The sequence below is a fragment of the Mesorhizobium sp. M0244 genome (assembly GCF_040321795.1).
Taxonomy (GTDB): domain Bacteria; phylum Pseudomonadota; class Alphaproteobacteria; order Rhizobiales; family Rhizobiaceae; genus Mesorhizobium.
The window spans coordinates 11,912-23,826 of the sequence record NZ_JAMYSE010000034.1; the positions used below are offsets into that span (position 1 = coordinate 11,912).

The following is an 11,915-nucleotide window of genomic DNA, read 5'->3' on the forward strand; positions in this document are numbered from 1 at the left end:
TTAAAGTGCAATTGGGCGGATATCATGTCTTCTTCAAGAATTCGCGGGCACCAGAAGAGAGCTAAACGTGAATTCGCTACCCGCTGGGTCGCGGCATATCACATGCGCACACTTGCCACCGGACCCATACAGCCCGTCGTTGGCGATCTTGTTTTGGCGCGCGTCAATGAACCAGGCAGTCAAAGCAGATTGGAGCTCACCTGCGGGAGAAAAGCTCAGTTCCGTAATTTGGTCCCAGTCCGTGTGCTTGATACGATCGATGACCTTCGTAGCGCCATGACGCGGGAGACGGGCTCTGGTACGGCATTCCTCGACTACCTCCTCGAAGGTCCATACCAGTCGGGAAAGGGCGTCTGGATCAACCGCCGTAGCGAGGTCGTCGACTTCTACCGTAGCCTAATCGCCCGGTGTCCCCATCTTGAATCCGAGAGTCCGTATGGCGAGCACTACCGGACGAGAAATGTGCGGACGCGCGGCGACAACAGAGTCACGCTCCGACGTATCCAGGATGCTCCGGCCGAACACCAGCAAGCGGTCGCAGGGCACCGGCAGGAGCGCGCATTAAGCCGGCAGAGGCCGGTCGTCGTATTTGCCGGCGGACCGGCCGCGAAGATCGGCGCTATAATCGCGTCGTTGGTCGCGGATGGCGGATCCCAACGCTACGAGGTGAAATTCGTGCTGGACGGCGCCGAACAGTCCAACGAGAGCGGTTCGGCAAGTTACGAACACATCAACCATGCCAATGCTCTCAATGCCGAGCAGGACAACACAGGTCTCGGCATTCTTTTCTCGGCTGTGAAGCGGGCCCTCGTCGGCGAGCGTGATCCGGCAGTCGCGCTCGACGTTGAGTACAAGAAAGTCGATCTCTGGCCCCGCGCGATCGCTGCTCGCGATATACCGATCTATCTTGGGAATGAGCTCCATGGGCGCTGGCAAACACTCAAGGCAATGCTTGGGCTCCAGAACGATCACGTCAAGAGCCGGCTTGCCTCTAAGGCGTCTAGCGAGATCCTGACTTATCTCGAACAGAGCCTCGACTGTTCGTTCCGGCTTCCGAACGAAATCCGAAGGGCCGTCTTCCTTTACTTCACCCCGTCTCACTTCAGGCATTCGCTGAAAGACAATACCGACCTGGAGAGGAAGGTGGGGCTTCGTCCTCAAGGGCTATCTGCCGAAGACCTCACGCGCCTCTATGGCGCCGGCATCCTTGAGAAGATCGTGGCGGCGGATCTGTTTCCCGAGAATGCCTGCATTCGTCATGGATTCGATGCCGTCTGCCGCGAAATCCTTGAGCGCCGCGGCGCGGAATATATCCATAGGCACGCCATCCGCCAGATCTATCTGGAAAAAACAGGCGACACGACCAGAGCCGTTGCAGTCGTAATTGAATCACTTGCGACTGGCGAACAGCGTTGTCTGCCTGTCGACCATTTGGCGCTTTCCCTAGGGCCGACGGCTACGTTCCAGTACGGCGACGCTCCGGGGCTGGCGAACAGGACCTTGGACCGTATGAAGATCGGCTTACCAGTTCCATACCAGACCATTGCAGCCGGTCTCTCCGCACAGGTCCTGTTCCGAATCATCGACCCCGTGAAGGCGCAGAACATTCCGTTCACGGGAATGAAGCAAACGCATTTCGTTGAGATCGGCAGAACCAAAACGCATGTACTGATCAAGGTAACTTGCGGCGGCGTGATCGGGCTCCCGGTCTACAGCCGAAGCTACGGCATCAGCGCCTTAGCAAGCCTCCTGAGGACGATCACGCCTGAGATGGGGCTGCGATTTGAGGACGTGGTTTGCGCTTGGCCCTGCACTCGCGCCGTCAATGCCTCGAACAACGGGCAGATCGTGCAGTTGGCACAAAACAGTGTAGCGCGTTTCGGCGAAGGCGGAACGGGAATGTCGAAAATGGCGACTAATGCTCAGACCATGATTGATCTACTTGGCTTGGACTGGCCGCTGCCTTTAAACCTTAAAATTTCCCGCAAGCTCTATGAACATACAATCATCGATCATGTCTCCCGCATTGAGAGCCGGCTATTCAATGGCCGCTACCATCAACTGCCTTCGAAGTGACGAGGCGGGCCACAAGGAAGCCTCGTGTGTTCCGTGCTGATTATGAAACCTGCCGTTCTCCGATGGCTGGGGAGCGTCGGCGGCGCCAGCGGCATTACTGCGGGACTGGGTGGGACAATGGGCGGCACCAGCGGCATTGGCCTTTCACGATGCTGGCCTTCTCTACAGCACTCGAAGCGCTGCAACTTGAGAACCGCGAACTCGGCTACGCCCGCCCGATCCGCCGATTTTCCTTGCGATAGTGCTTCATATGGCGCGCCGGTAAGCGGACTCTGCTCACCCGCAGCAACGCAGCTTGAATTGGCAGGCTGATGAGTGTGGGGAAAGGCGGTAGCGCTCTCCCGCTACCAGTCTACCTTTAAGCTATTGAATCATAAGGCGCTGCGATTGGCTTCGGCACCGACCTCGACGGCGATAGCCAGGAAGATCAAGGGCTCGAATTCGCCCTCCGGACAGAGGTGCTTTCGCCGGCTGCGGTCATCCGCTCCGCGACCCGCACGAACGCGGCCCTTCTCCAAAGGGAGCACGATATCGGCCGCATTGCGGTCGGTTACCGCTCCGATCTCATCATAATCGACGGCGACCCTCTCAGGGATATCCGGATCCTTGGCGCGCCTAAGCATCTGCGGCTGGTAATGGTCGGTGAACGACTGGCGAAGAACGATCTCCTCTGAGGAAACCAAGATGGACAGACCACGCATCCTGCTTACCGGCGCCGACGGCACCATCGGCACCGCCGTGCATGCGGAGCTTAGCGGCTCAGGGGCCGAAGTGATCACCCTTGGACATCAGCCGGGGCCGATGATCGATCTCGTGGCCAACTTTGCCAGTGACGACGATCTTGGCCAGGCGATTGGGTCGATCACCCCCAGCCTCGACGGGTTGGTGTTCGCCCATGGCATGCTGGAGCCGGGGCCAGTTGATCGGGTGCCTCCTGTCGCGTGGCGACACATGCTGGATATGAATCTAAACAGCATATACACGATCATCCATGCCTCGCTGGAGCGGCTTGCCGAGAACGCCAGCATTGTCATTGTGTCGTCGACTGCCGCATTCGACCACAGTCCTGTTGGCGGGCCTCACTATAGCGTGAGCAAATGGGCTCTGAGCGGGCTCGTGCGCCATCTCGCGGACGATCTTGGGCCTCGGGGGATACGTGTCAATTCGGTGTGCCCGGGAACCGTTGAAGGTCCTATGGCCAGGGCGCTGCTCGGCGAACCGGACTATCTGGCGTCGTTGCAGGGCATTCCGCTTCGTCGAGCAGCGGATGCATCCGAGATCGCGGATGTCGTGTCGTTCCTCTTAAGTCGGAAGGCGAGCTATGCGACCGGCGCGAACATTCCCGTCTCCGGCGGCTATCGATAGAGTTAGTGATCGCGGCCCTGACCAGCCTGTCCGGATAACTCATTCGGTTGTTTCGCTCCATAATAACTACGCACTGGTGTGCTCTCGCCGGATTGACGAAGTGCCCGACGCTTCAGAAAGTCGCTCGGCGTGTATTGGCCGAAGCGGAGGCAGCTGATGGATGTCCTTGGCGATGACGATATCGACACGCCAGACTCTATTCCCACGAGACATCGCAGACGCGTTTGGCCATGCAGGGGATGGACCGCGTCATTCGGCTGGTCGCATGCAAACCGCTAATTGACGAACCAATGGTGGACCTCGTGGCGAGCCGCCCTATAAGTCATTGATAAATAGTACTTTGGTGGGCGGAGGATGTGCCAGGAATAATGATTTTATTGTCCTTTTCGCGGGCCAAAACCAGAAGTCTTCCCATATCTTTTCGTAAGCTCCCGCCATCGTATGTGCCCTGCGCCAACAAACATGCCGTCCAAACTGAACCAGGAAGGAAGCGGAAGAGCGGGCAAGTCAGTCAAATTGAAGGACAGGCGCGCACGTCATCTGCGAGCACTTCGGCCGACCTCTCTGCTAAGTAGATAGCTGGGAACCGCAACCAAGGAAGCTGCAACCAACCGGTTTTTCCCTGGGCAATCTTGACTAGATGTCGAGGAGGCTCGCGACCACGCGATCCGGCGCGACGCCTGGCACGGATTGGGCAGGCACGCCTGTCGTGACCAGCACCGAGCGCAGCCCCGCGCGCTGGCCGGCGAGGATGTCGGTAGCGACCTGGTCGCCAATCATGATGGTCTGCGACCTCGGCGTGCCGATGAGGGCAAGCGCCTCTTCGATCATGAATGGCTCCGGCTTGCCGACCACGATCGGGGCGCATCCCGGCACAGCAGCCGTCATCGCGGCCATCAGCGTGCCGACGCAGGGCTCATAGCCATCTTCCGCCGGTGTGAGTATATCGGGATTGGTGACGACCACCGCTGCCCCGCCAAGCGCTGCGCGCACGGCAGTCCGCAGTTTCGCATAGGTCAGTGCATAGTCAAAACTGAGGACGACGATCTCGGCATCCTCGCCGGCGCGCCGGAAGCCACCAACCTCCAACGCCTCGAAGAGCGGCCTTTCGCCGATCGCGAACACGGTTGCGCCGCTCGGCCAGCGCCGGCGCATCAGGCTCACCGTCGCCGCGATGGCGCCGAAGACCTGACCCTCCGTAACCGGCACGCCCATGCGACAGAGCTTCGTGGCGAACTCGGCCGAGGATTTGGTCGTACTGTTGGTCACGAAAACATAGGGCACGCCGTTGCTGTGCCAGGCCCGAAATGCCTGCACTGCGTCAGCAATGGGATTGTCACCGCGATAGACGACCCCATCGAGGTCGGAAATGATGCCGCTTATGGTCGTGTCCTTTGGCATGGAGCGTGGCAGCATCATATGGGCGTTCAGTCGGTCGGCGGGCACGCCAATATCCAGGACCTTCAACTGCAGGGCCCGACGGTTTCTGCGACGCCAACATAAGTGAAGAGCACGCGGATGGACCATCGCCAGCGATCCGGAATTCCTGTGCTGAGCGTGGAGTCCGCATCCGAGCAATGTCGTCTTGCCTGCCCAAGAAGCGTGCAGCGAAAAGCGTCAGCAACGGAATCGTGGAGCGGCAGGTATCAGGCCGGAACTGCATCTGGTCTAGAGTTTTCCGATCCCACCCGGAAAGTGGTGGAATGAACCGGCAACCAGGTAATCCACACGATCGGATCCCTGCCGCGTTCAAAAAGAAAATTCACGCACGTTCAGGGGAACAACAAATGATCAATCGCAGAGATATCATGCTTGGGGCGCTGACCGGAGCCGGCGCCTTCGGTTTCGGCCGCGTGAATCCGGATTTCCTGAGAAGTTCAGCCTTCGCGGCCGAGGAGCGCAATTTGCGTTTCCTCGGTGCGGAAGCCCTGACCGGCAACTGGGATCCGACCACCCACACCAATCTCGGACAGCTCATCGTCGAAGGATTCGTCTTCGGCTATCTGACCCGCGCCCCAATGAAGCCGGAGAACCCCGGCGAGCTGGTGTTCGAACTCGCCGAATCCCTTACGCCCTTGGACACCAACACGCTTGAGGTCAAATTGCGTTCGGGCATCAAGTTTCATGACGGCACGCCGTTCACCTCCGCCGACGTCAAGGCAACCTATGAGTATGGCTCGCAGCCAGACCGCCCGGCGCAATGGTATCCAGGCCCGGTCACCGTCGACATCGTCGATGACCTGACCTGCCGCATCAACACCAAGGAACATGGCTATCCGGCCGCCCTGTACTACTATCTGTCGTCCTTCCTGCCGATCATGGCGGCCAAGGACATCGCCAACAAAGCCCAACTCTCGGCGCGGATGAATGGCACCGGCCCTTTCAAATATGTCGACCAGAAGGGCGACACGACCATTCTAGCCGCCAACGCCGACTTCTTCCTCGGCGCGCCGAAGATCCCCGGCCTCGAATATCATTTCGTCGGCGACACCACGACGCGCACGCTTTCGCTGCTCAACGGAGAAGCCGACATCATCGAACGTCTTGAACAGGAACAGGTCGACACCATCGCCAAGGACGACCGCTTCGCCGTTCACAAGGCGGTGTCAGTGGAAAACAAGTATCTGTTCTTCCGCTGCTCCAAGAAGCCGTTCGACGATCCGCGCGTCCGCCTTGCAGCCTGCCACTCCATCGACCGGTCGCAGGTGCTCGAAGTGCTCGGCGTATCGGGCACGTTTTCCAAGGCCCATATCTCGCCGGTCAAGTTCGGCTATGTCGAGGTGCCGGACTACCCGGAATTCGACCCTGAAAAGGCGCAGTCACTGCTGGCCGAGGCCGGATTCCCCAATGGCGAAGGTTTGCCGGAACTGACCTACTATACGTCGGTCGGTTTCTATCCGAAGACCAAGGAATATGCCGAGCTGATCACCGGCATGCTGCAGGAACAGGGCTTCAAGGTGAACCTGCAGACGCTCGAAGTGGCCGCCTGGGGCAACCTCCTCTACGACAAGCCCGGCGGCGGCGAAGGTCACATGATCGATTGCGGCTGGTGCACCGGTTCGCCGGAGCCGGACCTCGTGATCCGAACACACTTCCACTCCTCGTCCAAGCGCATCACCGGCATCGTGGATCCGGAAATCGATGCGGTACTGGACAAGGAGCGCAACGCCACCTCGATCGAAGAGCGCAAGACGATCCTGCAGCAGGAGACGCTTCCCACCATCGCTCGCAAGGTGCCGGCCTATGCCTTGTTCACCTCCGTCTTCATTCACGCCTACAACAAGAAACTCGATGGTCTCTACATCTATCCGAACGGTATGCAGGACATGAGCAAGGCGACCCTTGCCTGAGCCGCGGCGGACCGGGGCCGGTGCCAACGGCGCCGGCCTCCATTTTCGGCACGCCAACAGGATGGTCGCCCCGTGTTGATCCTCGAATTTCTGGCCAAGCGGATCGCCCAGGGCATCCTCATCGTCGTCCTCACCTCGCTGATCATCTTCACGCTGCTGCGGGTCGTGCCCGGAGATCCCGTACGCCTCATCGTCGGCGGCATGGCACCCGACAATGTTGTCGAGGAGGTGGCCAACAAGATGGGCTTGCGCGATCCGATCATCGTGCAATACGCCCACTATATGGCGGGTCTCGCGCATGGCGACCTCGGCCAGTCCTACATCAGGCCGGTTAGCGGCGGCGTCGCGGCCGGCGGTCAATATGTCGACCCGACCAAGTCGGAGATGGCGCCCGTCGCCGATCTCATCGTCGAGCGACTGCCGCTCACGCTCCAGCTCGGCGGCATGGCGCTGCTGTTTGCGCTGATCATGTCCTTCCCGATCGGCCTTGCCGGCGGCCTGCACCAGCATGGCTGGCAGAACACCCTCGCCTTCGGCGTGCAGTCGCTGTTCGTTTCCATTCCGAACTTCTGGCTGGCGATCATCCTGATCCTGTTCCTGTCGGTGAAGCTCAATCTGCTTCCAGCACTTGGCTACAAGGGTTTCAGCTACGTGTTGCTGCCGGCCTTCGTTCTGGCAGTGGAGATCTCGCCCTTCATCATTCGCACGCTCACCACCTCGCTCGGCGAGGTGATGCAGGCGCCATTCATCGACGAGGCGCGCGTACGCGGCCTGTCGCGGCGGCGCATCATCTATTCGCACGCGCTGCGCAATGCCGCCGTTCCGCTGATCAACCTGCTCGGCATCCAGCTCTCCACGCTGATCGGTGGCGTCCTCGTGATTGAGTACATTTTCGACTACCCGGGGCTCGGCAATCTCACCGTCGTCTCGGTGCTGGGTCGTGATTTCCCGGTCATCCAGGGCATCGCCATCACCACAAGTGCGGTCTTCGTCTTCATCAACATTCTCGTCGACCTGGTGGCCTACCTGATCGATCCGCGTGTGGAGATCTGAGCGTGACCGTGATCTCCACCGATGTCGCCGTCCCTGAGCCCACCCGGACCATGTCCGTTAATCGTCGTATCCTTGCCGCAGCCTGGGGCACGCGAAGTTTCCGCGTCGGTTTCTTCGTCTTCGTCACACTGTTGCTGGTTTCGATAATCTATCCCGAGCTCTCCTCGATCAGCGCCACCAAAATGGTTGTCAAGGACAAGTTCTTGCCGCCGTTGTTCCTGGGCGAGAAATGGAGCTGGATTCATCCGCTCGGCACTGACCAGCTCGGCCGCGACATGCTGATGCGATGCCTCATCGGCCTGCGCTATTCACTGCTGATCGGCATCGTCACGGTGGTGCTTGTGTTCCTGATCGGCTGCGGCCTCGGGCTGCTCGCCGGCTTCAAGGGCAAATGGTGGGAGATGATCATCATGCGCATCACCGACGCCCAGCTCTCTGTTCCAATGATCATCCTCGCCATCACGATCCTCGGCGTTTCGAGGCCGACGGTGCCTACGATCATCATCGTCCTGGCCCTGTCGGGCTGGCCGCTATACGCCCGCGTCGCCCGCAGCGCGGCGATCACCGAGCGCGGCAAGGAATATGTGCGCGGTTTGCGCGTTCTTGGTGCCACGGACTGGCGCATCCTCTTGCTCTATGCCGCGCCCAACATCCTGCCGCCGATCGCCTTCGTCGCCGTGCTCGACGTCGCCCGCATGATGATCTTCGAGGCGATCCTGGGCTTTCTCGGTCTCGGCATCCAGCCGCCGACACCGAGCTTCGGCTCGATCATTTCCGACAGCCGCAAATATCTCATCAACGCCTGGTGGATCGCCACGAGCCCCGGCGTCTTCCTGGCGGTGGCGCTGACAGCCATCAATCTGATGGGCTCCACGCTGGAAAAGGCCCGTAACAGGATTTACGGAGGCGCCTGACATGACGGTGGACATATCGCTCATCCTGGAAGCGCGCGACCTGACTGTTGGTCCCCCGACAGGCGCGGCGAACGTCCTCGACGGCGTGAGTTTCAAACTGCATTCCTCCGAGATTTTCGGCATCTACGGCGAGAGCGGCGCCGGCAAGACCGTGCTCAGCCGCGCTCTCGCCCATTGGTTGCCCGAGGGCCTTGCCTATCGCGGCGGCTCGGTCTTCTTTGCCGGTCGCGACATTTTGGACCGCTCGGCCAAAACGACATGGCGCATCGGCCGGGACGTCGCCTATATCGGCTCCAAGCCGCAGAGTTCGCTCGACCCGACCCAACCGGTCGGCGTTCAGATCGCCGAGAAGCTGCGCAGCGTGCGTCCCGAATGGACGACAAGGGATTGCCACGATCGCGTCATCCAGCTCCTCACCGAAGTCCGTATTCCTTCGCCGAAGGAGCGCTACTGGGAATACCCGTCCAAATTCTCAGGCGGTATGATGCAGCGCGCGATGATCGTCGACGCCATCTGCGCCGAACCGGCCGTGCTGATCGCCGACAACGTCACGCAGCCGCTCGATGTCACGATTGCCGCCCAGATCGTGGCGCTGCTGCACGACCTGTGCCTGCGTCACAAGATGGCGACGATCTATCTGTCGTCTTCGCTGGCGACACTCGGCCAGTTCGGCGGGCGCACTGCCGTGCTGCACCGTGGCCGGCTTGTCGAAGAGCAGGCCTTCGCCGAACTCATCCGCGCACCGCGCAGCGATTATACGAGCCGCGCGATCGCGAGCGTACCGCGGATCTGGTCGACCAGCGAGCGGCCGATGTCGCGGCGCAACACCACGGACGAGCCATTGATGCGTATCCAGGATGCGCACCGTACCTACCGGGCACGCAAGCGCGGTACCTTCAACACCTACCGCAACATCCTGGCGGTCAGAGGCGTCAGTTTCGATATCATGCCGCGCGAGAATTTTGGCATTGTCGGCGAATCCGGTTGCGGCAAGTCAACACTGACCCGCCTGCTGGCCTGGCTGGAAGAACCCGACCATGGCGAGATCGTTCTCGGCGGCGTCTCGCTGCGTACGCTCACCCCGCAGCAGCTCATCGAGAAGCGCGGCGAATTCCAGCTTATCCTGCAAGATCCCTACAACGCCTTGCCACCGCGCACGACCGTAGGCCGCATGATCGAGGAAAGCCTGCGCATCCGGGGTGGCAAGGGGCTTCGCGAGCGCGTGATGGCCGCCATACAGGAAGTGGGCCTGCCGGCACGCCTTTATGATGAGCTGCCAAACGCGCTTTCGACCGGCGAACGCCAGCGCATTTCGATCGCCCGCGCCCTGATCCTGTCGCCGAAACTTCTCATTCTGGACGAGACCTTGTCGGCTCTCGACCAGGGCGAGCAGGCCAAGCTGATCGAGCTGTTCTCCACCCTGCAGGATAAGAACGACCTCACCTATGTCTTCATTTCCCACGACCTGGCCATGGTGAGGAAGGTCTGCACCCGGATAGCGGTTATGTACCTCGGAGAGATGGTGGAGATCGCGGACAACCACGAGCTTTTCTTCGACCCGCAGCATCCTTACACCAAGGCGCTGCTGTCGGCTGCTCCAACGCTGGAGGAGAAGCCGTTCGATTCCAACGACTACCTCCTCGAGGGCGAACCGCCGAGCCCGATCGACATTCCGCCCGGCTGCAGTTTCGCTTCGCGCTGCCCGAAGGTCTTTGGCCGCTGCCGGGTGGAGACGCCTCGCCTACGCGAACACACAGCCGGCAGGTTCGCGGCGTGTCATCTGCTCGACAAGATCGAAGACGGCCGCACCGTGGCGGCCTAATGCTTGTCGCCCAAAAGTGCGCAGCGGTTTTGGGATAACGACATGCATAAAAACAAAAATTAATGTTCAGCCGGCCGCGGTGACCATTCGCCAGAGCGTCTCGGTCAGCACGTCGAGCCCCTTGTCGAGCGCAATCTCGTCGGTGAACTCTTTCGGACTGTGGCTCACCCCCCCTCGGCTCGGCACGAAGATCAGCGAAGCGGGAACCCGCTTCTGTAGGGCGAGCGCGTCATGGCCGGCGACCGTCTTCATCGCCAGCGCCGAAAGACCGAGATCGCGTGCCACGGCGAGCGCCAGCGCAACACCGTCCGCGTCGAGCATGGCCGCGCCACGCCGTTCGTCCACGGCGATTTCGACAGAGCCGCCGAGAGGCACCAGGGCCGCCTTTGTTCTTGTCAGAAAACGGTCGCCCAGGGCGATTGCCACCGCCTCTTCCTCATGCCGGAACTCGAACCAGACCTGTACGCAGGACGGCACCACATTTGGCGAATTGGGAGAAACCGTGATGCGCGCGGCGGAAGCATGGGCGCCGGTGCGGCTCGCTTCGACCTCGTCGTAGAGAAGATCGATTGCGCGCGCCGCCGCCCGCAGTGCGTCGCGCCGCCGCCCCATCGGCGTTGGGCCGGTGTGAGACGGCTCGCCGCGAAAGACAAGCGAGAGTTTGCGTGCGGCCCAGGCGCCGGTGACGACACCGATGTCCGTGCCCGTCTCGTCGAGCTTCATGCCTTGCTCGACATGCAGCTCCAGGTAACTCACCGGCTCGAAGGGCAGGTCCCTCTCGCCGCGATAGCCCATAGCGGCAAGCGCATCGCCCAGGGTCGTACCATCGGCATCGGCGAGGCCGAGGGCAGTGGCGAGCGGGAAGGTGCCGGCATAGACGGAACTGCCGGTCAGGCTCGGCTGGAAGCGGGCGCCCTCCTCGTTGGTCCAGTTGGCAAGAACCAGATTGCGCCGCGCCGCGCCCGGCCTGTGCGTTGCGCGCGCGGCCACCGCTTCGACCGCCAGCAGGCCCGCCAGCACGCCATAGGCGCCGTCATAGAGTCCGCCCGTGGGCTGACTGTCGAGGTGAGAACCGACGATGACCGCCTCTGGCGCCGCCGGCGCCAGCGCTGCCGCGCCGAACATATTGCCGATTGCATCGACGTGGAGTGTGAGCCCTCGACGCGGGATTTCCGTCGCCAGCAGATCGCGTGCGGCACGGTCCTCCAACGACGCCGCCAGGCGTTTGACGCCGCCATCGCCGCTGTCGCCATGGCGGGCAAAGGCGGCGATGAGATCGTGAAGTTCCTGTGACATCGATTACTCGCGCTTGCCTGACGAAAAGGTGCGTCTCAG

Annotated in this window: 9 protein-coding genes; 7 read left to right on the forward strand and 2 right to left on the reverse strand. The window is 61.1% G+C overall.

Annotated elements, in window-relative coordinates; translation table 11 throughout:
- The first annotated feature begins 24 nt into the window (after positions 1-24).
- From NKJ08_RS20130 to NKJ08_RS20140, 3 genes are all read left to right on the forward strand, one after another.
- Positions 25-2,076: a hypothetical protein gene (locus tag NKJ08_RS20130; RefSeq protein WP_352531572.1), complete on the forward strand. Its 2,052-nt coding sequence runs from the start codon at positions 25-27 to the stop codon at positions 2,074-2,076.
- 386 nt (positions 2,077-2,462) lie between these two features.
- Entirely contained in the window at positions 2,463-2,750 is a 288-nt protein-coding gene (locus tag NKJ08_RS20135; RefSeq protein WP_352779144.1) for an amidohydrolase family protein, read from the forward strand.
- Entirely contained in the window at positions 2,719-3,441 is a 723-nt protein-coding gene (locus NKJ08_RS20140; protein ID WP_352779125.1) for an SDR family NAD(P)-dependent oxidoreductase, read from the forward strand. The genes NKJ08_RS20135 and NKJ08_RS20140 overlap by 32 nt, the downstream gene beginning before the upstream one ends.
- A gap of 636 nt (positions 3,442-4,077) precedes the next feature.
- On the opposite strand, the gene NKJ08_RS20145 is transcribed toward NKJ08_RS20140, so the two are convergent.
- Positions 4,078-4,887 (reverse strand): HAD-IIA family hydrolase, encoded by an 810-nt coding sequence (locus tag NKJ08_RS20145; RefSeq protein ID WP_352527299.1) that lies wholly within the window; start codon positions 4,885-4,887, stop codon positions 4,078-4,080.
- Positions 4,888-5,228: 341 nt separating this feature from the next.
- Between NKJ08_RS20145 and NKJ08_RS20150 the strand changes: the two genes are divergently transcribed.
- The 4 genes from NKJ08_RS20150 to NKJ08_RS20165 all read left to right on the forward strand — a co-directional run bounded on the left by NKJ08_RS20150 (position 5,229) and on the right by NKJ08_RS20165 (position 10,580).
- Positions 5,229-6,791 (forward strand): ABC transporter substrate-binding protein, encoded by a 1,563-nt coding sequence (locus NKJ08_RS20150; protein WP_352527298.1) that lies wholly within the window; start codon positions 5,229-5,231, stop codon positions 6,789-6,791.
- A 72-nt stretch (positions 6,792-6,863) separates the two neighbouring features.
- The gene (locus tag NKJ08_RS20155) at positions 6,864-7,844 is read left to right on the forward strand and encodes an ABC transporter permease (RefSeq protein WP_352527297.1); all 981 of its coding nucleotides are present in this window, start codon (positions 6,864-6,866) and stop codon (positions 7,842-7,844) included.
- A gap of 50 nt (positions 7,845-7,894) precedes the next feature.
- Positions 7,895-8,758 (forward strand): ABC transporter permease, encoded by an 864-nt coding sequence (locus tag NKJ08_RS20160; protein WP_352527309.1) that lies wholly within the window; start codon positions 7,895-7,897, stop codon positions 8,756-8,758.
- 1 nt (position 8,759) lies between these two features.
- Positions 8,760-10,580: an ABC transporter ATP-binding protein gene (locus tag NKJ08_RS20165; RefSeq protein WP_352527296.1), complete on the forward strand. Its 1,821-nt coding sequence runs from the start codon at positions 8,760-8,762 to the stop codon at positions 10,578-10,580.
- 66 nt (positions 10,581-10,646) lie between these two features.
- On the opposite strand, the gene NKJ08_RS20170 is transcribed toward NKJ08_RS20165, so the two are convergent.
- The gene (locus NKJ08_RS20170) at positions 10,647-11,876 is read right to left on the reverse strand and encodes an allantoate amidohydrolase (RefSeq protein WP_352527295.1); all 1,230 of its coding nucleotides are present in this window, start codon (positions 11,874-11,876) and stop codon (positions 10,647-10,649) included.
- Between the last annotated feature and the right edge of the window lie 39 nt (positions 11,877-11,915).

Bases quoted from the DNA above. Each gene is read 5' to 3' on its own strand.
- NKJ08_RS20160 (WP_352527309.1), top strand. From the start codon at position 7,895: ATGTCCGTTAATCGTCGTATCCTTGCCGCAGCCTGGGGCACGCGAAGT.
- NKJ08_RS20165 (WP_352527296.1), top strand. From the start codon at position 8,760: ATGACGGTGGACATATCGCTCATCCTGGAAGCGCGCGACCTGACTGTT.
- NKJ08_RS20130 (WP_352531572.1), top strand. From the start codon at position 25: ATGTCTTCTTCAAGAATTCGCGGGCACCAGAAGAGAGCTAAACGTGAA.
- NKJ08_RS20170 (WP_352527295.1), bottom strand. From the start codon at position 11,876: ATGTCACAGGAACTTCACGATCTCATCGCCGCCTTTGCCCGCCATGGC.
- NKJ08_RS20150 (WP_352527298.1), top strand. From the start codon at position 5,229: ATGATCAATCGCAGAGATATCATGCTTGGGGCGCTGACCGGAGCCGGC.